The organism is Aestuariibius sp. HNIBRBA575 (genome assembly GCF_040932005.1).
Lineage (GTDB): Bacteria > Pseudomonadota > Alphaproteobacteria > Rhodobacterales > Rhodobacteraceae > CANLNM01.
Genome location: NZ_CP162414.1, coordinates 465,757 through 488,611, shown reverse-complemented (window position 1 = coordinate 488,611; position 22,855 = coordinate 465,757). Strand labels below are relative to the sequence as shown.

General features: G+C 54.0%; 29 protein-coding genes. 5 read left to right on the top strand and 24 right to left on the bottom strand.

Annotated elements, in window-relative coordinates:
• Positions 1 to 117: 117 nt before the first annotated feature.
• Positions 118 to 570, bottom strand: coding sequence for a DUF2867 domain-containing protein (locus AB1F12_RS02540; RefSeq protein WP_368186348.1), 453 nt, complete (start codon positions 568 to 570; stop codon positions 118 to 120).
• An 87-nt stretch (positions 571 to 657) separates the two neighbouring features.
• Positions 658 to 1,014: a hypothetical protein gene (locus AB1F12_RS02535; protein WP_368186347.1), complete on the bottom strand. Its 357-nt coding sequence runs from the start codon at positions 1,012 to 1,014 to the stop codon at positions 658 to 660.
• Between the two features lie 152 nt (positions 1,015 to 1,166).
• Here AB1F12_RS02535 and AB1F12_RS02530 point away from each other — a divergent pair, with 152 nt between their 5' ends.
• Both AB1F12_RS02530 and AB1F12_RS02525 read left to right on the top strand, forming a co-directional pair.
• Positions 1,167 to 1,787 (top strand): 2OG-Fe(II) oxygenase family protein, encoded by a 621-nt coding sequence (locus AB1F12_RS02530; RefSeq protein WP_368188231.1) that lies wholly within the window; start codon positions 1,167 to 1,169, stop codon positions 1,785 to 1,787.
• A 4-nt stretch (positions 1,788 to 1,791) separates the two neighbouring features.
• Entirely contained in the window at positions 1,792 to 2,532 is a 741-nt protein-coding gene (locus tag AB1F12_RS02525; RefSeq protein ID WP_368186345.1) for a heparin lyase I family protein, read from the top strand.
• A gap of 135 nt (positions 2,533 to 2,667) precedes the next feature.
• Here the strand turns inward: AB1F12_RS02525 and rplP are convergent, their stop codons facing one another.
• The 15 genes from rplP to rpsL form a co-directional block, all read right to left on the bottom strand.
• Positions 2,668 to 3,081, bottom strand: a complete 414-nt coding sequence (gene rplP, locus AB1F12_RS02520) for a 50S ribosomal protein L16 (protein ID WP_368186344.1) — start codon at positions 3,079 to 3,081, stop codon at positions 2,668 to 2,670.
• Between the two features lie 13 nt (positions 3,082 to 3,094).
• Positions 3,095 to 3,811 (bottom strand): 30S ribosomal protein S3, encoded by a 717-nt coding sequence (gene rpsC, locus AB1F12_RS02515; protein ID WP_368186342.1) that lies wholly within the window; start codon positions 3,809 to 3,811, stop codon positions 3,095 to 3,097.
• Positions 3,811 to 4,191, bottom strand: coding sequence for a 50S ribosomal protein L22 (rplV, locus tag AB1F12_RS02510; protein ID WP_368186341.1), 381 nt, complete (start codon positions 4,189 to 4,191; stop codon positions 3,811 to 3,813). The genes rpsC and rplV overlap by 1 nt, the downstream gene beginning before the upstream one ends.
• Before the next feature lie 3 nt (positions 4,192 to 4,194).
• Positions 4,195 to 4,473, bottom strand: a complete 279-nt coding sequence (gene rpsS, locus AB1F12_RS02505) for a 30S ribosomal protein S19 (RefSeq protein WP_368186340.1) — start codon at positions 4,471 to 4,473, stop codon at positions 4,195 to 4,197.
• 3 nt (positions 4,474 to 4,476) lie between these two features.
• On the bottom strand, positions 4,477 to 5,319 hold the full coding sequence (rplB, locus tag AB1F12_RS02500) for a 50S ribosomal protein L2 (RefSeq protein ID WP_368186339.1): 843 nt from the start codon (positions 5,317 to 5,319) through the stop codon (positions 4,477 to 4,479).
• Positions 5,320 to 5,621: 302 nt separating this feature from the next.
• Complete coding sequence (locus tag AB1F12_RS02495) at positions 5,622 to 6,035, bottom strand: hypothetical protein (RefSeq protein ID WP_368186337.1); 414 nt, start codon at positions 6,033 to 6,035, stop codon at positions 5,622 to 5,624.
• 137 nt (positions 6,036 to 6,172) lie between these two features.
• Positions 6,173 to 6,616 (bottom strand): SRPBCC family protein, encoded by a 444-nt coding sequence (locus tag AB1F12_RS02490; RefSeq protein WP_368186335.1) that lies wholly within the window; start codon positions 6,614 to 6,616, stop codon positions 6,173 to 6,175.
• Between the two features lie 222 nt (positions 6,617 to 6,838).
• On the bottom strand, positions 6,839 to 7,135 hold the full coding sequence (locus AB1F12_RS02485) for a 50S ribosomal protein L23 (protein WP_368186334.1): 297 nt from the start codon (positions 7,133 to 7,135) through the stop codon (positions 6,839 to 6,841).
• The gene (rplD, locus tag AB1F12_RS02480; protein ID WP_368186332.1) at positions 7,132 to 7,749 is read right to left on the bottom strand and encodes a 50S ribosomal protein L4; all 618 of its coding nucleotides are present in this window, start codon (positions 7,747 to 7,749) and stop codon (positions 7,132 to 7,134) included. Before rplD ends, AB1F12_RS02485 begins: the two co-directional genes overlap by 4 nt.
• On the bottom strand, positions 7,749 to 8,480 hold the full coding sequence (rplC, locus tag AB1F12_RS02475; RefSeq protein WP_368186331.1) for a 50S ribosomal protein L3: 732 nt from the start codon (positions 8,478 to 8,480) through the stop codon (positions 7,749 to 7,751). The genes rplD and rplC overlap by 1 nt, the downstream gene beginning before the upstream one ends.
• 15 nt (positions 8,481 to 8,495) lie before the next feature.
• The gene (rpsJ, locus tag AB1F12_RS02470; RefSeq protein ID WP_368186329.1) at positions 8,496 to 8,810 is read right to left on the bottom strand and encodes a 30S ribosomal protein S10; all 315 of its coding nucleotides are present in this window, start codon (positions 8,808 to 8,810) and stop codon (positions 8,496 to 8,498) included.
• 129 nt (positions 8,811 to 8,939) lie between these two features.
• Positions 8,940 to 10,115: an elongation factor Tu gene (gene tuf / locus AB1F12_RS02465; RefSeq protein ID WP_368184965.1), complete on the bottom strand. Its 1,176-nt coding sequence runs from the start codon at positions 10,113 to 10,115 to the stop codon at positions 8,940 to 8,942.
• Between the two features lie 60 nt (positions 10,116 to 10,175).
• A complete protein-coding gene (gene fusA, locus AB1F12_RS02460) occupies positions 10,176 to 12,293 on the bottom strand; it encodes an elongation factor G (RefSeq protein ID WP_368186327.1) in 2,118 nt (705 codons plus the stop codon).
• Between the two features lie 21 nt (positions 12,294 to 12,314).
• Complete coding sequence (gene rpsG, locus AB1F12_RS02455; RefSeq protein WP_368186325.1) at positions 12,315 to 12,785, bottom strand: 30S ribosomal protein S7; 471 nt, start codon at positions 12,783 to 12,785, stop codon at positions 12,315 to 12,317.
• Between the two features lie 12 nt (positions 12,786 to 12,797).
• Positions 12,798 to 13,169 (bottom strand): 30S ribosomal protein S12, encoded by a 372-nt coding sequence (gene rpsL, locus AB1F12_RS02450; RefSeq protein WP_368186324.1) that lies wholly within the window; start codon positions 13,167 to 13,169, stop codon positions 12,798 to 12,800.
• 461 nt (positions 13,170 to 13,630) lie between these two features.
• Here rpsL and AB1F12_RS02445 point away from each other — a divergent pair, with 461 nt between their 5' ends.
• The gene (locus tag AB1F12_RS02445; RefSeq protein WP_368186323.1) at positions 13,631 to 14,215 is read left to right on the top strand and encodes a hypothetical protein; all 585 of its coding nucleotides are present in this window, start codon (positions 13,631 to 13,633) and stop codon (positions 14,213 to 14,215) included.
• A 14-nt stretch (positions 14,216 to 14,229) separates the two neighbouring features.
• Here AB1F12_RS02445 and AB1F12_RS02440 read toward each other — a convergent pair whose 3' ends face one another.
• On the bottom strand, positions 14,230 to 15,120 hold the full coding sequence (locus AB1F12_RS02440; protein WP_368186321.1) for a DMT family transporter: 891 nt from the start codon (positions 15,118 to 15,120) through the stop codon (positions 14,230 to 14,232).
• Here AB1F12_RS02440 and AB1F12_RS02435 point away from each other — a divergent pair.
• Positions 15,095 to 16,180: a glycosyltransferase family 2 protein gene (locus AB1F12_RS02435; protein ID WP_368186320.1), complete on the top strand. Its 1,086-nt coding sequence runs from the start codon at positions 15,095 to 15,097 to the stop codon at positions 16,178 to 16,180. The genes AB1F12_RS02440 and AB1F12_RS02435 overlap by 26 nt on opposite strands.
• An 81-nt stretch (positions 16,181 to 16,261) precedes the next feature.
• A complete protein-coding gene (locus AB1F12_RS02430; RefSeq protein WP_368186319.1) occupies positions 16,262 to 17,473 on the top strand; it encodes an NnrS family protein in 1,212 nt (403 codons plus the stop codon).
• Between the two features lie 15 nt (positions 17,474 to 17,488).
• Here the strand turns inward: AB1F12_RS02430 and AB1F12_RS02425 are convergent, their stop codons facing one another.
• The 6 genes from AB1F12_RS02425 to AB1F12_RS02400 form a co-directional block, all read right to left on the bottom strand.
• Entirely contained in the window at positions 17,489 to 17,968 is a 480-nt protein-coding gene (locus AB1F12_RS02425; RefSeq protein WP_368186317.1) for a dihydrofolate reductase, read from the bottom strand.
• Positions 17,968 to 18,798 carry a thymidylate synthase gene (locus AB1F12_RS02420; protein WP_368186316.1) on the bottom strand — a complete coding sequence of 277 codons (831 nt, stop codon included), beginning with the start codon at positions 18,796 to 18,798 and terminating at the stop codon, positions 17,968 to 17,970. The genes AB1F12_RS02425 and AB1F12_RS02420 overlap by 1 nt, the downstream gene beginning before the upstream one ends.
• Before the next feature lie 453 nt (positions 18,799 to 19,251).
• Positions 19,252 to 19,881: a LysE family translocator gene (locus tag AB1F12_RS02415; protein ID WP_368186315.1), complete on the bottom strand. Its 630-nt coding sequence runs from the start codon at positions 19,879 to 19,881 to the stop codon at positions 19,252 to 19,254.
• 96 nt (positions 19,882 to 19,977) lie between these two features.
• A complete protein-coding gene (locus AB1F12_RS02410) occupies positions 19,978 to 20,868 on the bottom strand; it encodes a hypothetical protein (RefSeq protein ID WP_368186314.1) in 891 nt (296 codons plus the stop codon).
• A 1-nt stretch (position 20,869) separates the two neighbouring features.
• Complete coding sequence (locus AB1F12_RS02405; protein WP_368186312.1) at positions 20,870 to 21,889, bottom strand: SPFH domain-containing protein; 1,020 nt, start codon at positions 21,887 to 21,889, stop codon at positions 20,870 to 20,872.
• 4 nt (positions 21,890 to 21,893) lie between these two features.
• Entirely contained in the window at positions 21,894 to 22,568 is a 675-nt protein-coding gene (locus AB1F12_RS02400; RefSeq protein ID WP_368186310.1) for an NUDIX domain-containing protein, read from the bottom strand.
• Between the last annotated feature and the right edge of the window lie 287 nt (positions 22,569 to 22,855).

The window sequence follows — 22,855 nt, the reverse complement described above, 5'->3', positions numbered from 1 at the left end:
CAAACGGAGAATCCGCGCAGATGACGCTCTATAAGGGCGGCAGACACGGGGGGCAAGGAAAAGTTTGCCTAATCCGGTAATGGGGATGCCGACGGCTGGTACCCCAACGAAATATGCCTAAGCCGCCGCAACTCGTGCCAGCGCATTCCGGGCAATCATTATATGTGCCGGCAAGATGACGTTCAGATACAATTTACCACCCCAATTGTGCGGATGCACCCACGTCGCCAAGAATATCTGCCCTTCTACGGATCGCACACAAACCCGAAAATTCAGGTGCCTGTCGTTGAACCCGGCGATGATTTCTTCGTCAGTTTCCTGATCCACCGGAAACGGCCCCAATTTGTCATCCGCAACCGGTCCGTCATTGGACAATCCAAACGGCGCCGTGACAATCCGCCGGATCACCAACAAAAACCGCGCCCAACCGGGGAAATCCGTGATGATTTCTGCCGCCCGGCGCGCAGGCATGTCCGCGTTCACAACAAAACAATCCATAAAGTCATTTGCGTTGACGTAGCCATGCAGCTGGCTGGTTGCAGGCAACTCCGTTTCAGTCACTTTGGGCATCTAACGATCCTTGTGGTTGCTCGTTCCAAGCCGGGGTCAAAGATCGCCAAGTTCAATTCAAACACAAGCGGCAAAACCACGCAGGGTTTATTGCGGATCATACGCCAAAAGCGGGTCGCCACAGCCGTCCTCTGTGATCTCGTAAGCCGTGAGAACAAATCGGCCAAACACACCGCCCGAGACGATGCGAACCGAAATAAAGTCAAATGTTTCGATATCCATATTTTTTTTCAGGTGTGGAATGACGAGGGGCGCAAAATGGTTACACAGCCCATGCATTAAACCGTCTAAACGTTCATCCTGAAACAACCCTTCAGGGACTGGGATGGGTTGGATCCGCATTTCCGCCCCGCGCCCATGCACCGAATGCATTGCCACACCAGTATCTACCAAATTCCACTGAACATCCTGCGCGGCGACCGGCAGGGCCAGGCTGAATGTCATCACTAACGCCATACGCATCATGAACTGTACGCGCATTCTTTCCAAAAGGTCACAAACTGTGGGCTCTTTCCAAAGCACAGAAAATCCCAGTGAAGTCAGATCGCGTCAAACCGCCTCTCGTCAGTTCTGATCAGCTGCGCTATCACCACCCTATGTCACATATAAAATCCCTGTTCGTCACCCGCCTTTATCACGCCGCTTTGTCCGAATTCGAACCCAAAATCGATCCGGCCGAGTTGGACAATTCCTGCGTTGTCATCGCCAATGATGACGAAGCCGGCCAAGACTGGTCCGAAGCCAACGGCTATCCGGGCTACACGTCTTATGCGTCGCTGACCGATCTGCCTTGGCGGTTCCCGATCTTTGCCGATCTGGTCAAAACGCTGGACCAGCACGTCGCGGCCTTTGCCAAAGATCTGGAATTTGATCTGGATGGGCGCAATTTGGTGCTAGAGGATCTGTGGATCAACATCCTGCCCGAAGGCGGCACCCATGGGTCCCATATCCATCCCCATTCGGTGATTTCTGGCACCACTTATGTCAACATGCCCGAAGGCGCGTCTGCCCTAAAGCTGGAAGACCCGCGATCCGGCCGCCTGATGGCCGCCCCTGCCCGCCTAAAAGACGCCCGCGAAGAATTGCGCACCTTTATCTATGTCAAACCCGAGGTCGGGGATGTCTTGCTATGGGAAAGCTGGCTGCGCCACGAAGTCCCGATGAACATGTCCGACGAAGAACGCATTTCGGTGAGCTTTAATTATAAGTGGGAGTAATCAAATGAAATACGCAGCAATCGTTTTGGGAGCGTTTGTCATTGCAGGATGCCAGCCGACCGACACAGCATTAAACGACGCAGATACGGAATTTGGGCCGTACCGCACATTTGCCACCAGTTTCGATGATCGCCCACGTTATTTTCCACCTCATGGCCCAGATACGGCCCGCCAAGCCGCGAGCTTTGATGCCGGCGTTGCAGCTTTCACCATCCAGCCCGGCATGACGCCTTCCAGCTCGGATATACCCAACGGCACCGAACGGGCCGAAATGGGGCAGATCGCCGATGGCGCTGGCTTTGTGCGGCAGAGTTTCCGAGTGCGCGTTGATCCTGGTTTTACGGTCGAAAGACGCCTTATGATCGCGCAGATCAAACAGGGGCGGAACACTACGTTTTCGCCGGCAATCGCTGTCTATCTAAGCGAAGGCGGACAAGCCAAATGCATCGACTACACGGGTGATCAGCAAGATCAAAACATTCAGTCGATCAGGTCACATGGCATCAATCTGATTGATGGCAACTGGCACAACGTTGTGATGGAATATGTGCTGTCTGATACTGATGGATTTTGCCGCGTAACCGTAGACAATCAGATTATCGTTTCGATGTCTGGACATGACAGCGACCCCGACGGGGCCGAACTCGCAGCGCGTATCGGCCCCTATCGCGACAAAGTCGACTATCCGCAAACCATATACTTTGATGATTGGGCGGTCGAGCTGTGGCGCGAAATACCTTTTTAAGCCACAAGCGAAGATAAACTGAAAAACAAAAGCCCCCGCCGAATTCTCGACGGGGGCTTTTTTATCTTAGGTACGGCCCGCGGGTTTTCTGGGAAAACCCGCTATACCGTCGTTAAACCCAAAAGGGTTTAACGTTTACCAATCTTCGCGTTGTACAACACGTGTCTTGATCGGCAGCTTCATCGCAGCAAGGCGCAGGGCCTCACGGGCGACGTCTTCGCTGACGCCATCGATTTCAAACATAACGCGGCCAGGTTTTACCTTGGCGGCCCAGAAATCAACGGAACCCTTACCTTTACCCATACGAACTTCGACGGGTTTGGACGTGACGGGCAGATCAGGGAAGATCCGGATCCAGACACGGCCTTGGCGTTTCATCTGACGCGTCATGGCACGACGAGCGGCCTCAATTTGACGGGCAGTGATACGCTCAGGCTGAAGAGCTTTCAGACCAAAAGTCCCAAAGTTCAGATCGGAGCCACCTTTGGCTTCGCCCCGAATCCGGCCTTTGTGCATCTTGCGGAATTTAGTGCGCTTTGGTTGCAGCATCTCAAATCACTCCTTAGCGGTCGCGGCGATTGCCGCCAGCACCACGGGGTGCAGGACCGTCCTGCGCCTCTTGGGCTTTGCGATCGCGGGCTTGGGGATCATGTTCCATGATCTCGCCTTTGAAGATCCAGACCTTGATGCCAATGATACCATAAGGTGTCGTGGCTTCGGAATGGGCGTAATCGATGTCAGCACGCAGAGTGTGCAGCGGCACACGGCCTTCACGATACCATTCAGTCCGGGCGATTTCAGCACCACCGAGGCGGCCTGCAACGTTCACACGGATGCCCAGGGCCCCCATGCGCATGGCGTTCTGAACCGCACGCTTCATAGCGCGACGGAAAGAAACACGACGTTCCAGCTGCTGAGCGATGGATTCACCAACCAATGCGGCGTCCAGCTCTGGCTTGCGCACTTCAACGATGTTGAGGTGCAGTTCGCTGTCTGTCAGGTTGGCAAGCTTTTTGCGCAGAGTTTCAATGTCTGCACCTTTCTTACCAATGATGACACCAGGACGTGCAGTGTGAACCGTTACGCGGCACTTTTTGTGCGGACGTTCGATGATCACACGGGACACACCGGCTTGTTTACAATCGGCTTTGATGAAATCCCGGATCTTGATGTCTTCAAGAAGGAGATCGCCAAAGTCTTTGGTGTCGGCGTACCAACGGCTGTCCCAGGTACGGTTGACCTGAAGACGCATGCCTACTGGATTTACTTTATTACCCATTACGCTTGCTCCTCAACTTGACGCACTTTGATGGTCAATTCTGCGAACGGCTTAATGATACGACCAAACCGACCACGTGCCCGCGGGCGACCGCGTTTCATCGTCAGGTTTTTGCCCACATAAGCTTCTGCAACGACCAATTCATCGACGTCCAGGTTGTGGTTGTTTTCGGCGTTTGCGATTGCGGACTGAAGGCATTTCTTCACGTCTGCTGCGATCCGCTTGTTAGAAAATGTCAAGTCGGTCAGAGCCTTCTCAACTTTCTTGCCACGGATCAAACCGGCTACCAGGTTCAATTTCTGCGGGGAGGTACGGAGCATGCGCACTTTGGCCATTGCTTCGTTATCTGCCACGCGGCGGGGGTTCTTTGCCTTGCCCATGACTTACTTCCGCTTCGCTTTTTTGTCAGCAGCATGCCCGTAATAGGTACGGGTCGGTGAATATTCACCGAACTTCTGACCGATCATCTCTTCGGTGACGTTAACGGGCACATGTTTGTGACCATTATACACACCAAACGTCAGCCCAACGAATTGAGGCAGAATGGTGGACCGGCGAGACCAGATCTTGATGACTTCATTACGGCCGCCTTCGCGAACCGCTTCGGCCTTCTTGAGCACATAGGCGTCAACGAAGGGACCTTTCCAAACAGAACGTGCCATGTCTTAACGGCCCTTTTTCTTGGCGTGACGCGAGCGGATAATAAGCTTCTGCGACGCCTTGTTCTTGTTGCGGGTACGTGCACCCTTGGTCGGTTTACCCCAAGGCGTAACTGGGTGACGACCACCCGAAGTCCGGCCTTCACCACCACCATGTGGGTGATCAACAGGGTTCATAACCACACCACGGACCGACGGACGCACACCTTTGTGGCGGATACGACCGGCTTTACCGAAGTTTTGGTTGCTGTTGTCAGGGTTGGACACGGCACCGATTGTGGCCATGCATTCCTGACGTACCAAGCGCAATTCACCAGACGACAGGCGGATCTGAGCATAGCCACCATCACGACCAACAAACTGGGCGTAAGTACCGGCTGCACGTGCGATCTGACCACCCTTGCCGGGTTTCATTTCGATGTTGTGAATGATTGTACCAATTGGCATGCCTGAGAAAGGCATGGCATTGCCGGGCTTAACGTCAGCCTTGGCAGATGCAATCACTTTGTCCCCTACAGCCAGACGCTGCGGAGCAAGGATATAGGCCTGCTCGCCGTCTTCGTACTGTACCAGAGCGATAAACGCAGTCCGGTTAGGGTCATATTCGATCCGTAGGACGGAGGCGGATACGTCAAATTTGTTCCGCTTGAAATCCACGATCCGGTAGAGGCGCTTTGCACCACCACCACGACGACGCGATGTAATCCGTCCGGTATTGTTCCGGCCACCCGATTTTGTCAGACCCTGTGTAAGGCTCTTGACTGGGCGTCCTTTCCAAAGCTCCGAACGGTCGATCAGTACCAGTCCACGCTGGCCTGGCGTCGTCGGCTTATACGACTTTAGTGCCATGTTATCTGTCTTCCGTTGCTTTGAGGGGTCGTAAAACCCCTTCTGTTATAGGGCCCCGAAGGTCCCCGGTCGTAAATATCAACAGGCCCCAGAACGAATCTGAGGCCAGCCGATTGCGTGCGTATAACGGGGATGTGGGGGGGTGTCTAGCGTTTGGGCCTTATTTCAAAGCCCTTTTGTTGGAAAGTTTGATCTGGCGAAATCGGTCTGATGATATCCGTTCACGCCAACTAGTAAAAATGATCTGCTCAGACTTAGACCGGCCCTGTATATGGGCACACTTTCCCTGACCCGGTGTAGATTTAGGAAGCTGGAGGCGTCGTGTCACAGCGCAACAAAGGTCGTGTGCAATCAAAGAGCAACCAATCGGTTCGACGCCAGCAAATCATGCCTTCACCGGCGAACCGCAATTGCCACACCACAGGCGCGCCATCGTCATCCAGTCGATCTTCTCCAATGATCTGCATTGTAATCGAATTGTGGCTATGCCCCAGAACCCGATAATCAATCGTCACATTTCCCTCAGAAATGAAGCTCTGCATCTTGGTAAAGTCGCGATTAAAAGAAAAAACGCGGTACTGTTCGACGCACCCGTTTTCCACAACACTCCACCCCCATGAATTGGCTTCCAGGATAGCTGCAAACTCTTCCAGTGTTGCGGCTTGAACCGATGTGCCGGCGATAAAGAAACTGATAACGGCCAATAATAGTTTCACGTGAGCGTTCCTAGTGAATACGTTAAACAACACAATCATAGACACCTAAACAGGGCGAAATCACAAGCGCCAAAATCAAAGCCCCTCGGTTTGCCGAAGGGCTGTTACTAAACGTCAAACGACTTTGTTAGCTAAACCTACTGAACCTGATCGGCCAATCCCTTTAGGTTGCCGTCCAGCACTTTGCCCATCATGCCTTTCATCATGGTTTGCCCCAGCAGCCAGCCTAACGGGCCGTATTTTACCCGGTAATCGACCGACCACACCACGCGCGCGCCTTGTGCGCCCATGGGGATCACCTCTAGTTCGGCATTCATGTGATGCAGAGGCATTGTCCCAAACTCTGACGCGCGAACCCGATAGCCTTTGCCGGGGGTCCATGCAGTCACTTCTTCAACCAGGGACGATCCGTTTTTAAACACACATCGTCGTTTGGACCCGACCCCGTTTTCGCCATGTGTCAGGGCCTCGACGCTGCTGACTTCGGGCGCAAAGTCATCGATATGCATATAGCGGCCCAAAACCGCCCATATCGCATCAGACGTGGCGGGCATGGTCAGTGAACGTTGGATTTTAGTCATTTGGAATTTCCTTTTCGATTTCCAACACCCTAGCAGACCGCTCCTGACACCCTTATGTCAGCATCATGCACCCCTGACAGATATTTTGTCATCAGCCCCATTCCCGGCCCTAACGCAGATAGGCGTTTTGGCCCGCCTCGCGGCCTGACTGAACGCATGTCCAATTCACGCAAAAAGCCCCCCGGTTTCCCGAGGGGCTTTTAATGTCGAAAGGTGTTAATCTCAGAGTCCGGTGGACACGTCGATTGTGTTGCCCTCTTCGAGCGTCACATAAGCCTTTTTAACGTCTTTACGGGTCCCAAGTTGGCCCTTGAAACGTTTGACTTTACCTTTGGTGATCGTGGTGTTGACCGCTTTCACTTTTACACCAAACAGAGCCTCAACGGCCTCTTTGATCTGAGGTTTGTTGCTGTCGATTGCCACTTCGAAAACCACGGCGCCATTTTCGGATGCCATTGTGGATTTTTCAGTGATGATCGGCTTGCGGATCACATCGTAATGTTCTGCCTTCGCGCTCATTTCAGTCGAGCCTCCAGTGCTTCAACACCTGCTTTGGTCAACACAAGCGTGTCGCTGCGCAGGATGTCATAAACGTTGGCGCCCATCGTTGGCAGGATATCCAGACCATCGATGTTGCGTGCTGCAGTTGCGAAGCTTTCGCTGACAGAAGCGCCGTCGATGACCAAAGCGCGTTTCCAACCCAGGTTTGCAACCTGTTTGGCCAGAGCGGCGGTTTTGGCTTCTGTGTCGGCGTTTTCAATCACAACCAATTCGCCAGCTTTCAGCTTAGCGGACAGCGCGTGACGCAGACCCAACTTGCGGAACTTTTTGGTCAGATCGTGACCGTGGCTCCGGGGTGTTGGACCCTTGTAAATACCACCACCGCGGAAAATCGGAGCATTCCGGTCACCGTGACGTGCGCCGCCGGTGCCTTTTTGGCGATAGATTTTCTTGGTAGAGTAGCTGGTTTCGGAACGTGTCTTAACCTTGTGAGTACCGGCCATAGCGTTGTTACGCTGCCAGCGCACAACACGGTGCAGGATGTCAACACGTGGCTCCAGGCCATAGATTTCGTCGTTCAGTTCGACGGAACCGGCTTTGGCGCCGTCCAGTTTGATGGCATCAGCTTTCATTATGCTTCGCCTCCTTCAGCGTTTGCTTCTGCGGCAGGTGCCTCAGCAGCAGCGTCGGATTTCAGACCAGCAGGATAAACAACGTTTTCCGACAATGGCTTTTTCACAGCGTCTTTGACTGTGACCCAACCACCTTTGGAGCCGGGAACAGCGCCTTTGACCATGATCAAGCCACGGTCGGCGTCTGTGCGGACAACCTGAAGGTTTTGAGTGGTTACACGGGCAGCACCCATGTGACCGGCCATTTTCTTGCCTTTGAAAACGCGACCAGGATCCTGACACTGACCAGTCGAACCATGCGAACGGTGTGAAATAGATACACCGTGTGTCGCACGCAGACCGCCAAAGTTGTGACGTTTCATGGCGCCGGCAAAGCCTTTACCAATCGATGTCCCAGCGACGTCTACAAACTGACCTTCGAAGTAGTGGCTGGCAGAAATTTCTGCGCCAACCTCGATCATGTTTTCAGGAGCTACACGGAATTCAGCAACCTTACGCTTAGGGGCGACGTTTGCTTTCGCAAAGTGGCCACGCATAGGGGCAGATGTCCGTTTGGCTTTTGCTGTTCCCGCACCGAGCTGAACAGCTGTGTAGCCGTCCGTTTCGGCTGTGCGTTGAGCAACAACCTGCAAGTTTTCGAGTTGAAGAACGGTTACAGGAATCTGTTTGCCGTCTTCCATGAAGAGCCGGGTCATGCCGACTTTCTTCGCGATTACACCAGAGCGCAACATATCAGGTTACCCTCCTTATACCTTGATCTCGACGTCAACACCGGCGGCCAGGTCGAGCTTCATCAGCGCGTCCACAGTCTGGGGTGTTGGGTCGACGATATCGAGAAGACGCTTGTGCGTACGGATCTCAAACTGGTCGCGAGATTTCTTGTTCACGTGCGGTGAGCGCAGAACAGTGAATTTCTCGATCTTGTTTGGAAGCGGGATAGGACCGCGTACCGATGCACCGGTCCGTTTGGCTGTTGCGACGATCTCTTGCGTGCTGGAATCCAGTACGCGATAGTCGAAAGCCTTGAGGCGGATGCGAATGTTTTGGCTTTGAGCTGCCATGTAATTCAGCCTTTCGAGGGCGTGGAAGTTGAGAGGAGGAATGCCGACCACCGACACCCCTCATCGAACTCTTAAACGAATTCCCGGCGGGGTAGACCCGCCGGGACCAAGTGTCAAACGTTAGTTTGATTACTCGATGATTTTTGACACGACGCCGGCGCCGACGGTGCGGCCGCCTTCGCGGATGGCGAAGCGCAGGCCGTTTTCCATGGCGATTGGGGCGATCAGTTCAACGTTGAACTTCAGGTTATCGCCGGGCATCACCATTTCTGTGCCCGCTGGCAGTTCAACTGTGCCGGTCACGTCTGTGGTCCGGAAGTAGAACTGTGGACGGTAGTTCGCGAAGAAAGGTGTGTGACGACCGCCTTCATCCTTGGTCAGGATATAGGCTTCTGCTTCGAACTTGGTGTGCGGTGTTACAGAACCCGGCTTACACAGGATCTGACCACGCTCAACGCCTTCACGGTCAACGCCGCGCAGCAATGCGCCGATGTTGTCGCCAGCTTCGCCGGAATCCAGCAGCTTGCGGAACATTTCAACACCCGTACATGTGGTTTTGGATGTGTCTTTGATGCCAACGATTTCGATTTCGTCGCCAACGTTGATCACGCCACGCTCAACACGGCCAGTTACAACTGTACCACGGCCAGAGATCGAGAACACGTCCTCGATTGGCATCAGGAACGGCTGGTCAACAGCACGAGCAGGTGTTGGGATATATTCGTCAACAGCGGCCATCAGTTTGTTGATGGAATCTTTGCCGATCGCATCGTCGCGGTCTTCCAGAGCGGCCAGAGCCGAACCAGGGATCACTGGGATGTCGTCGCCAGGATATTCGTATGAATCCAACAGCTCACGGATTTCCATTTCAACCAGTTCCAACAACTCTTCGTCGTCAACCTGGTCAACTTTGTTCATGTAAACAACCATGTAGGGGATGCCAACCTGGCGACCCAGCAGGATGTGCTCACGGGTTTGTGGCATTGGGCCGTCAGCCGCGTTCACAACCAGGATCGCGCCGTCCATTTGCGCCGCACCGGTGATCATGTTTTTGACGTAGTCGGCGTGGCCGGGGCAGTCAACGTGGGCGTAGTGACGGTTTTCTGTCTCATACTCAACGTGGGCTGTTGAGATGGTGATGCCGCGGGCTTTCTCTTCGGGCGCGCCGTCAATTTCGTCATACGCTTTGAAGTCGCCAAACTGCTTGGTGATCGCAGCTGTCAGCGTTGTCTTACCGTGGTCAACGTGACCGATTGTGCCGATGTTTACGTGCGGTTTGCTACGTTCAAACTTTTCCTTAGCCATGATGGCCTCCTTTAAACTGGATCAGGTGGGGCTTCGGTGCCCCACCCAAAATTTCTGCGATTAAGCGTATTTGGCCTGGATCTCTTCCGAAATATTGTTCGGAACGGGATCATAGTGGTCAAACTGCATTGTAAACTGCGCGCGGCCCGAAGACATGGAGCGCAAGTTGTTGATGTAGCCGAACATGTTGGCCAGCGGCACAAATGCCGCAATTGCGATGGCGTTACCGCGGTTGTCCTGACCAGAAACCTGGCCGCGACGGGATGTCAGATCGCCAATGATACCACCAGTGTATTCTTCTGGTGTGATCACTTCGACTTTCATGATCGGTTCCAACAGTTTCGCGCCCGCTTTGCGCATGCCTTCACGCATGGCCATACGACCTGCGATTTCAAAGGCCAGAACGCTGGAGTCAACGTCGTGGAACTTACCGTCGATCAGGGCAACTTTGAAGTCGATCACGGGGAAGCCAGCCAAGGGGCCGCTATCCATAACCGATTTGATGCCTTTTTCAACGCCGGGGATGTATTCCTTAGGAACCGCACCACCAACAATTTTGGACTCAAAGGAGAAACCTTCGCCCGCTTCTGTCGGAGTGATGACCATTTTCACCTCAGCGAACTGACCTGAACCACCAGATTGTTTCTTGTGGGTATAGGTGTGCTCAACTTCGTGACCAATGGTTTCGCGATACGCAACCTGAGGCGCACCAATGTTGGCCTCAACTTTGAATTCGCGACGCAGACGGTCCACCAGAATGTCCAAGTGAAGTTCGCCCATGCCTTTCATGATGGTCTGACCGCTTTCGATGTCAGTCTCAACACGGAAGGACGGATCTTCGGCAGCAAGACGCTGAAGACCGGTCGACATTTTCTCTTGGTCGCCTTTGGTTTTTGGCTCAACGGCAATCTCGATCACAGGATCGGGGAAGTTCATTGTTTCCAGAACCACTGGTTCCTTGACGTCACACAGGGTGTCACCTGTTGTGGTGTCTTTCAGGCCGCCCAGCGCAATGATGTCACCTGCGAATGCTTCGGAGATTTCATCACGGTCGTTGGAGTGCATGATCATCATGCGGCCAACGCGCTCTTTTTTGCCTTTGGTCGAGTTCAGGAACGTGTCGCCCTTTTCCAATTTACCAGAGTAAATCCGGGTAAAGGTCAAGGAACCAACAAAGGGGTCATTCCAGATTTTGAACGCCAGCGCAGAGAACGCCATGTCATCATCCGCACGACGCGCGATGTTACGAACTTCTTCTTCATCGCCGGGAGCAAAGCCCATGTAATCAACAACATCCAGAGGGGATGGCAGATAGTCGATCACAGCATTCAACAGAGGCTGAACGCCTTTGTTTTTGAACGCGGAACCACCCAGAACAGGAACGAAGTCCATGGCCAGTGTCCCTTTGCGCAGCAGAGCGCGCAATGTTGGAACGTCGGGCTCATTGCCTTCGAGGTATTCCATCATGGCGTCGTCGTCTTGCTCAACGGCCGCTTCGACCATTTTGCCACGCCATTCGTCAGCCATGTCTTTCAATTCGTCACGGATCGGAGCTTTGATCCAGGACGCGCCCAAATCTTCACCCTGCCACAACCATTCTTCCATGGTGACCAGATCCAGCAGACCTTCCAGCTCGGTTTCGGCACCGATTGGAATACCAACAGGAACAGCACGTGCGCCTGTACGGTCTTCGATCATTTCAACACAGTTGAAGAAGTCCGCGCCGATTTTGTCCATTTTGTTGACAAAAACCATACGTGGAACTTTGTAACGGTCGGCCTGACGCCAAACAGTTTCGGTTTGTGGTTCAACACCAGCGTTGGCGTCAAGAACACAAACAGCACCATCAAGAACCGCCAGCGAACGTTCAACTTCAATGGTGAAGTCAACGTGGCCGGGGGTGTCGATGATGTTCATGCGATGCTTTTCAGAATCCGCAGTTTGCCCATCTTCGGTGCGTTCCCAGAATGTGGTGGTCGCAGCCGACGTAATGGTGATGCCACGTTCTTGCTCCTGCTCCATGTGATCCATGGTTGCAGCGCCGTCGTGAACTTCGCCAATGTTGTGGGATTTACCAGTGTAAAACAGGATACGCTCGGAACAGGTGGTTTTACCTGCATCGATGTGCGCCATAATCCCAAAGTTACGGTATCGGTCGAGTGGATATTCGCGTGCCATTGGCTAAGTCCTACGCTTAAGTTACCAGCGGTAATGGCTGAATGCTTTGTTCGCATCGGCCATCTTGTGGGTGTCTTCACGTTTTTTCACGGCGGCGCCGCGACCGTTTACTGCATCAAGCAGTTCGCCGGCCAGACGTTCTTCCATCGTGTTTTCGTTGCGGCTTTTCGCAGCAGTGATCAACCAGCGAATTGCCAGAGCTTCACGGCGCTCTGTGCGAACTTCGACTGGAACCTGATATGTGGCACCACCTACACGACGTGACCGAACCTCAACGGCGGGCTTCACGTTGTCCAGGGCTTCGTGGAACACTTCCACGGGGGCCTTTTTCAGTTTGTCTTCAACGCGATCAAACGCGTTATAAACGATTTTTTCTGCAACCGATTTTTTACCATCGATCATCAGGTTGTTCATGAATTTTGTAAGAACTACATCGCCAAATTTGGCGTCGGGCAGAACTTGGCGCTTTTCAGCAGCGTGACGACGAGACATATCTGTATCCTCTTACTTCGGACGCTTCGCGCCGTATTTCGAACGACGTTGTTTACGATCTTTGACGCCCTGCGTATCCAGAACACCGCGAAGGATGTGATAGCGAACGCCGGGAAGATCTTTTACACGACCGCCGCGGATCAGAACAACAGAGTGTTCTTGAAGGTTGTGGCTTTCACCGGGAATGTACGAAATCACTTCGTAACCGTTCACCAAGCGAACCTTGGCAACTTTCCGCATCGCGGAGTTCGGTTTCTTTGGTGTCGTTGTGTACACCCGAGTACAGACGCCGCGTTTTTGCGGGCACTGTTCAAGGTGCTGAGACTTAGAGCGTTTCACTTTTGGCTGCCGCGGTTTGCGGATCAGCTGCTGGATCGTTGGCATTGGGCTTTGTTCCCCGTTCCTACACATGTGCTGCGACCCCGTAGGATCGCGGTTCAAATTTCTCACCCCGCGCGTCCACGAGGCAAACGATAACAGCGACGTTTCTGTCAAACGACGCAAAAAACCCGCGACGTTTCCAGTCAGAAACAACGCGGAGGGCATTCAGAGGATCGGGATGTTTTGCAACCGGATCATGACCACTTCAACTCTGATAGCATGGCAAGCTCAGGACAGTCTGATAAGCCAAGTGGGCGCTCTATATGGGGAGTCGCATGGGGTGTCAACAGCGCCGGGCGCTTAGGCCATGCTACAAAGGATGTTTGTGGCCATCACAACGCCAAAGAAATCCGCAGCGCTGAACGGGCACAAAATATTGTCGGCGCGTCACCCGTACGAATGATGAGCAGACCCAGTGTTTATGACATGAAATAGGTGTTTTAACAGCATCAGGACCAAATTTAATGTTACCTATCCGTAAATCAGTGATCGCAATCCCTGTTCTGGCCACCCTTGGCGCTTGTGCAAACCCCACCCCGCCAACAATCACCGCCGATCAGCTGACAGATATCCAAAACGAATCCAGCCGTGTTTCGGCTCTGTCAGCCAGCGCCCCGGCCAGCATCCCCACCAGTGGCGCTGTCGATTATAGCGGTCATGTCGGTGGCGAAATTGATGGCGACGTCACGGGGGGATTCGTTGGCGATCTGACTGTAACCGCCGATTTTGGCACCAATGCCATCACCGGGGATGTGACCAACATCAATCTGATCGACGAAGACGGCAATCCGGATCAGCTGCTTGGGGGATCGCTGGATGTGACGGGGGCGCATACCGGGGCGGATATCACCATGACCGCCCAAGGATCGGTCACTGCGGTTGATGATGACGGTTTTCGCGGCAGTTCGGACGTGGATTTTGAACTGAACGGGGGATTTGTGGATGACACCGGCACGGCTGATGCCATGTATGGGACGATCACAGGTTCAGCGGATGGTGATTTTTATATCGGGGTTGTGGACGCCGATTTTTACGCCGTCTCACAGTGATCATTTTGGCGGCATCATCGCTTTTGTGATGCCGCTTTGACTTTGGCTTCGCGGTATAAGGTATAAATCCCCGTCGCAATCAGGACACCCGCCCCCACCAATGTCAACAGGTCCGGCCATTCGCGAAACAGGACCCACCCCAACACCAATGCAACCAACAGGCCCGAATAGCGAAACGGTGCAACAAACCCGATTTCACCGGTGCGCATGGCGACAATGATGGCGAAATAGGCCAGCATGATCATCAGCGACGCAAATACGATCACACCCATATCCCATGTTGTCATCACCACCCAGTCCTGACCCAGCCCCATCACACCGCCAAAGGCCCCAACCGACAAAGCGGTAAAAAACGTAACCGTCAAAGACGGGACATCGCGGCTTAGTTTGCGGGTTACGATATCGCGCATGGTGGCCGCCGCCACTGTGGCCAGCCCCAACAATGCATACAGGCTGATCCCATCAGCACCGGGCTGGATGATCAACAGCACCCCATAAAAACCGATGCCAATCGCTATGAAACGACGCCATCCAACCGGTTCGCGCAAAAACACCGCCCCAGCCAGCGTCACAGACAATGGCAGCGCCTGCAAAATCGCCGTCAGATCGGCGATAGGCATGTGAAACAAGGCCGTCAGGAAAAACCACGCAGCCGCGGCTTCGGCCAGACACCGCAATGCGATCAAACCGCGATCTGCCTTTGGGATACGAAAGGTCAGCGCGCCCATCTGCCACGCCATGCCCGCGATCAACATGGATGTCATCACACCGCGCAGCAAAATGATCTGAAACAGCGGCACGGCATCGCCCAGCAGCTTTAGGGCGGCGTCATTGGCGGTAAAGGCGGCCATCGCAACCACCATAAACACCGCGCCACGTATGTTTTCAGAACTGTTCATTTGCATGTTGTTGCACCACAAAACCATGGACGCCAGCGGCTTGGGCCCGTATTTTGAACAAATGCGTGCAGAAGATGAATCATTTGTTGTGTTTGCCGGAATGCGAAACGAGGGGCCGTTCATTGTCGAATGGGTGTCTTGGTATCGATCACTGGGGTTTAAGGTCCTGATTGCGACCAATGACTGCACCGACCATTCCCCGGAATTGCTGGATCGACTGGCCGAAGAAGGCTGGGTGTCGCATGTCAGACACAATCCAAATGGCCAGTCGCCCAAACGGTCAGCCTATCGTGCAGGGCACAATCACCCTTTGGCCAAATCCGCCGATTGGGTGCTGGTCTGTGATGTGGATGAATTTCTGGTCCTGCATGGCGAAGACATCCACACCATTCAGGATTTCATTGGGGATGGGGAACGCGACTTTGTTGGGATGGCGATCAATTGGCGCTGTTTTGGCACGGGGGGCTGGAAACGGTATAATGATGGCTTGGTTCATCGCCAGTTTCGCCGCGCCGGGCCCAAATCAAAACAAGCCAACACGTTTTTCAAAATGCTCTTTCATCGGCCCCATGAATTTCGGTCGTGGTCAGATCATTCACCCAGACAATTTTCAGGCGATTGGCGGGATCCCAAAAACGCTGTGATCGATTCATCGGGCAATGTGCTAGAGCAGTTCAGCGATCCTGATGCGCATCCCATTCGGTACATGGAAGCCCGTCAGGTCACCCATCGCAATGCGCAGATCAATCATTACATCCTGCGTTCCACCGAAAGTTACGCCCTAAAAAAGGGCACCCCAAGCCCAACAGCTGGCACGGATCGGTATACGGATCAATATTATCGCTGGCATAATCGCAATGATTGCAAAGAGGAATCAGCCCTGCAACATGCGGCCCGGTTCGATCCCATCTATGAACAGGCCATGGCCCTGCCCGGGATCCAGCGCCTGCATCATTTATGCTGTGCAGATTATGTCGCGGCTTTGTGTAAAAACGCAGATCGTGATCCGCAAGATGATCCGCGTTGGCAAAAACATATGCAACAGGCCCAAAACGCCCCATCGTGATCCACTGACCTGCGACGCCATGGCGCTTGCCCTTGGATGCGAAACTCGATCTGACAGCGGTAACAGTAGATCGGATACATCATGGCCAACGCGGGTTCCAAAGACGGTAAAAACGCATCCCAACGCGTCCGGGACTGGACCGGGCCGGGGGTGTTCACCTATGGGTATCGCCCTTTTTTCCTGTTGGCTGGGATCTGGGCGTCGCTGTCGATGGTGGCTTGGGTGGCCATGCTGATCGGTTGGACGCCGGGGACCATCGGCTTTGATCCGATATCCTGGCATGCCCACGAAATGCTGTTTGGGTTTGTCGGCGCCGTTCTGGCAGGGTTTTTGCTAACAGCCGTGCCCAATTGGACCGGAAGATTGCCGATCATCGGATGGCCGCTGGCGGCGTTGTCGCTGATCTGGTGCATCGGGCGGTTGGCCATTTTTGTTGGCGCAGCTTTGCCGGCTTGGGGTGTTGCACTGGCCGATTTGATGTTTCCGGTGGTCTTGGCCGTGCTGATCGCTCGCGAAATTCTGGCCGGGAAAAACTGGCGCAATCTGGTCGTATTGGCCATGTTGGTATTGTTCATCCTGTCCAACCTACTGTTTCACATCACGCAGGCCCAATCCGGCTATGGGGCGGGCAGTTTTGGGTTTCGGTTGGGGCTGGGCAGCACGATCATGTTGATCATCATCATCGGCGGGCGCATTGTCCCCAGCTTTACCCGCAATTGGATGGTCAAACGCGGCGAAACCGCCCTGCCCGTCCCCATGAACCAATTCGACAAGGCGGTGCTGCTGATTTCCGGCGCAACATTGTTGGGGTGGTCGGTTTGGCCCTATTCCCAAGCGGTGGGCGGTCTGGCCGCATTGGCCGGAGTGCTAAATGTGATCCGGCTTGGCCGGTGGTGCGGATTGCGCACCCTCGCCGAACCGCTGCTGTGGATTTTGCACGTGGGCTATGCGTTTGTGCCACTTGGGTTTCTGTCTCTTGCCGCGGCGATTTTTGAACTGCCCTTTAGCCCGATGATTGGGGCCGAACATTTGTGGATGGCTGGGGCAATTGGGGTCATGACATTGGCGATGATGACCCGTGCCAGTCTGGGTCACGCCGGGCGACCATTAGAGGCAACACCGGGCGTTGCGCGGGTTTATGGCCTCATCCTGATCGCGATTGTGATGCGGTATCTGGCGGCGATGGGGGTCACATCCGATTGGGCGCTTTGGGTATCTGCAATCTGCTGGATCGCGGGATTTGCAGGCTTTGTTGTCCTGTATTGGCCCATTCTGACCCAAAAACGCGGCTAAAACCCGCAGCCGCGTTTACCGTTTGCGCAGATATTCATGCAACGTGCATTTGGGACCTTCATCCTGAATACGTGCCGTGCGCGCCAGCCCCCATTGCTGATCGTCAAAATCCGGAAAAAACGTATCCGCATCGGGCACGTCCATGTCCACCTCGGTGATCAACAACCGATCCGCAACAGCCAGCATTTCACCATAGATCGTCGCGCCGCCAATCCCGTAAACCCGGTGATAGCCCTGTTCATAACAGGCCGCGATTGCATCCGGCACGCTCCGCGCGATGTGATCTGCGGGCATGTCGCCCCGCGTAACCACGCAGTTAAACCGATTTTTGAGCGGCTTAAACGGCAGACTATCCCAAGTGTTGCGCCCCATGATCACAGCGCCCCCCAAGGTTTCGCGCTTGAACATCTGCAAATCGGCAGGTGCGAACCAAGGGATATCGCCATCCCGCCCAATCGCCCCGTTGCGGGCGCGTGCCACAATCAATGTAATCATCAGACGGCCACCGGCGCTTTGATGCCCGGCAATGGGTCATATCCTTCGAACTCAAAGTCCTCGTATTTGAAATCAAAGATCGAGCTGACCTGACGCTTGATCCGTAGCTTTGGCAATGGGCGTGGTTCACGGGCCAATTGAGTCTGAACCTGATCCATATGGTTGCTATAGATATGCGCATCGCCAAATGTATGCACAAAATCCCCCGGCTCATAGCCGGTCACATGCGCCAGCATTTCCTGCAACAACGCATAAGACGCGATGTTAAATGGCACGCCCAGAAACATGTCCGCGCTGCGTTGATACAATTGCAAATGCAATTTACCGCCCGCAATCCGTACCTGCCACAACGTATGACATGGCGGCAGCGCCATATCCTGAATTTCCCCCGGATTCCAAGCGGAAACGATCAGGCGGCGACTGTCTGGGCTGGTCTTGATCATCTCAACCAACTGGCTGATCTGGTCTACTTCGCCCAACAGGACCTTAGCGGTCCCATCATCGGTGGTGGATTGCGTCACTTGCGGGAAATGCCGCCATTGATGCCCATAAACCGGCCCCAGATCCCCGTTTTCATCGGCCCATTCATCCCAAATCGAAACCCCATTTTCCTTTAGGTATTTGATGTTGGTATCGCCGGATAGAAACCACAGCAATTCGTGGATGATCGACCTGAGGTGTAGCTTTTTGGTGGTGACCAATGGAAACCCATCCGCCAGAGGATAGCGGCATTGCATCCCAAAGTGAGAAATGGTTCCGGTTCCCGTGCGATCCGTCGAAACAACGCCGTGATCCAGCACTGTTTTCAAAGCCTGCAAATATTGCTGCACCGTGATGTCCTTTGTCAGGATTAAAGTCGTGTGCCCCGGTCAGGGCATTTTGCAAAACCTAAACGCAGACGGCGCGTGACTCAAGCTGGCAGTCGCGTTGGGCGATTGCGTATTGGGTGGAAAATTTCATTCGCCCCCTTGCAAACCAACCGACGGTCTGCTTATAACGGACCGACGGTCGGTTATAGATCCGGCACATGTTCACGCCTTTGGAATTGGAATAGAAATGGCATATTGGACCGAAATACCCCAGAAATCGCTGGGATGCCGTCAATCACAACGTCTGACTGGCGTTTGGGAAGTGTTATTTGTTTTGCGGACGGGTCATTTGCCCGAGACATATCACCACCAATCGCCCGGGCGTCTTGCACGTCTTCGCGACACGATTTGGGGGCTGGCCAATCGCGGTCTGCCCTCGCAATCAGAGTGAGCTTTGGCCCATTTTAAGGGCGTTTATTGCGCCCTTTTATAGGCGGCTGTGGCAACCCCCATCGCCACCAATGCCCCGCCGCCAAACCGCGAAAACCACGCTAAAACAGCAGGCTGGGATATTTTTCGACGCATTTTGTCAGCCAAAACCGCATAGACCAGCGCATTGACCGCGGCCAATGCGACAAAGGTGGCAATCAGGATCGAAAACTGAGGCAGCAAAGGCTGGCCCACCACAACAAATTGCGGAACAAAGGCGATAAAGAACACAATGGATTTAGGGTTTAGCGCCGTTACAGCGGCGGCATGGCCAAACACATTGGTGGCGCTGGTTTTGGGCGTCTGTGTCAGATCGCCCAGCGTCGCTGTCGACGCAGAGCGAAACAGTTTGATGCCCAGATATATCAAATAAACCGCGCCGACCCATTTCAGCAGCATAAACAACGTCGCAGAGGCAAGCACCAGCGCACCAAGCCCAGCAAGCGACGCGGACATGGCGATCAAATCACCCAGCGCAACTCCGGCAACCGTGGCCAATGCGACCCGTTTTCCTTGGCTCAGCGCATAGCTCAGAACCAACAGAACTGTTGGTCCCGGAATCAAAAGCAATGCGGTCGATGCCGCAACAAAAGCCAGCCAAATTTGAAAATCCATCACGCATCCTTTCATGCAACTCACCCACCCAGCCATATCCTGAGATCGGTGTAAAGAATGCCTAGATCACCCGAGCCCGAAAAATGAGGTCACAGGTTACACCACCAGCGACAGATGTTTGTCCGACACTTTGATATCCGCCAATGTGCCCCAGTCAAAAGGCAAAAAATCCTGTTCGATCCCGTCCGCAAATATCACCCCGCCTTCGTTGATCCGGGATGTGATCCTCAGGTCGTGATCCACGCCAATTTCGCCCGCCGATATGGCGCATCCCGATGTTTTACTGGGCCAGGGTTCCCGTGCAAAAAACGCGGCGCGGTCGGTTTCGGGTTTGATATCGATCGCGCGGTGGGTCGATGTCATGATGGATTTGGCCCATCCAGTCAGGCCCGTGCCTGTTGCAACGATCATGCCGCTGGACGATTGGAACTCTTCTTGTTGATCAAACTGAACGACGTATCGCGCCGATTGGTGGGATCTGTGACCGATAAACAGTTCATTCAGCGCCAACAGCGATTGCCCGGCCCCAACCTGCGCCTGCACCATCGTGCGGTGTTGGATATCAACATCCTGATGCGCGGCCCGTTTCAAAAGTTGCGGCAATTGCGCGGTATTGTGGCGGGTTAACACACCCTCTGATGCGGTCAGGTCAGGGGATACCCCAATCACGGGCTGCCCATCCAGATATTTGGCAAGGTTCGCAACCAAACCATCCTGACCAATCGGCACGATGATATCCTGAGGTCCAAACAAGAACCTGTTCAGGTCCGCCCGGCTGACATGCGCAAAGGACCACTCGGCCGGGACCGCCTGTTTGGCGGCGTTCAAAGCAGAGGTTTGCAGCGCATCGCGCATTTCCAATTCCGCCAGACTTTGCTGACGAGATTGTAGAAAAAACTCGGCTTGGCCCCGCGTGCCGTGTTTGGCCAATAGCGACGCATATTCAGTCTCTCGGCTGATCAGAACGACACGCGGGTTCAGGCTCACCTCACTTCTCCTGGGGCTGTGGGTTCATGAACAATTTGGCCTGCTGAACCAGACCTGCTAGCATGTCGGGGCTGACATTCAAACTGTCAATTTTCTGCAACTTGCCAGCAAATTCCTGAGCCGCAAGGGCAAACATAACCGCAGGAGGAACATCTGAGATGGCGGCCATACGTGCCTTTTCCATATCCGCTGCGGCCTGTTCAACCGCCCGAATGCGTCTGGCTTCCGCCTCGGCGCCGATGATCTTGGCGTCGCTTTCGGCTTCGACCATGATGCGTTTGGCGGCCACTTTGGCTTCGGCTTCGGACCGGGCGTTATCGTCTTCGCGCGCAATCAGTTCCTTGCGCTGTGTCGCCAGCTCAATCTGGTTTTGCAGCTCATTTTCAGCAATGGCGCGTTCTTTGTCGACCGCCAAAGCCCGCCGCGAAAAGGTCGCTTCGTCGGCCTTTTGCTGCAAACTTTCAAAGGTTGGCGCCTGCAATGCGCGGGACAATTCGGAACTGGGCGACAGGGCAGAAACACGAATGCTCACCACCTCTAGGCCCATGGCGTCCACGGTCGGATCCGCCGCAAACCCCGCCGCAAGCGCAGTCTGAACCGGCGATAATCCGGCCTCTAGCAGATCCCGGACACCTTTGTCCTTTAGGTAGCCGTCGCCAAATTCACGCACCAATCCGGTCAGGACAGATTTGATCTGTTCCTCTGGCTTGCCCAATCGCACGCCTTTGTTGACATCTATGCCAAAATCGACCCGTTCGCCCAGCCGATCCGCATCGCCTACACGCCAGATCACCGACCCTTGGATGGCCAGATCCTGATAATCCGAAGATTGACCTTTGATCATGAAAATCAGTTCCCGATCATTCATTGGGATTTCGCTAAGTGAGGCCCCGTTGGGGGCATACCAGAATGACAACCCACGCCCGGATTTGGCCAGTTTCCCTTTGCGGAAATACCGGATGTATTGCGAAGATTCTGCCCGCAATTGATTTGCAAGGATGTAACGTTTGACCTGTGCCATGGTTCTACTCCTCTGGCTTAACTTGGTAAAATTCAGCGGGGCGATAGGCACCGCCTGTTTCGAATACGCCGGTTGGACGGATAAATCCGCGATCCAGCAATTTCCGGCGAAATGGAGGTTTTTTGAGGGGGCGACCGAGGATGGCTTCGTGGACCTCTTGGACGTCGCGCAGGGTAAAAAGCGTATCAAGCAAGGCAAATCCAATGCGGGAATAATCGAGTTTTCCGCGCAATCGCTGAACCACATCCCCCAAGATGTTTGCGTGATCAAAGGCCAGCGACATGGACACCCCGTTGCGTTGCACAACCGCGTCCTGACCTGCGACATGCGGGTCGTTGACGATCACATCTGCCAAATCCGCCTCTTGCAATAAATGTGCAGGACACAGCGCCAGATAAACGATGGAAATGACACGCCCCCTTGGATCGCGATCCACCGCGCCATAGGTGGCAAGCTGTTCAAAATGAACGTTTTCCAGCCCAACTTTGTCGCGCAGAACCCGATCAACCGTGGTTTCCAGTGATTGATCGACATGCACAAACCCGCCGGGCATGGCCCAGCCAGACACGCCGTTTAGATCCCGCTCGACCATCAGCACTTTCAGCTGGCCTTGGACAACGGTCATAATCGCGAGGTCAACCGCAACGCTGGGTTTGTCGTATTTGTTCAGGGTGCTCATAACTAATATCCATTTAAGTTATATCCATATAGGATATTATATTTCAGGATGTCAAACACTTTCGATAGAAAATGATCCGCCAGCCGTCTGGTGCCAGTCCCAGACACCGCCCCCACGGGTCAAATCACGCCCAAAACCCTGACAGACATGTTAGCGCTAAGGTTCAATTCAGCCGTTTTATAACCGTCGCTGCGACATAATAGTTTGCTATAAAAAACAGTGACATTTGCCTTGATCCAAAGGTGATTTTCGTGATTCCGGTTGCTATTTTTGATGGGTCCAATAAG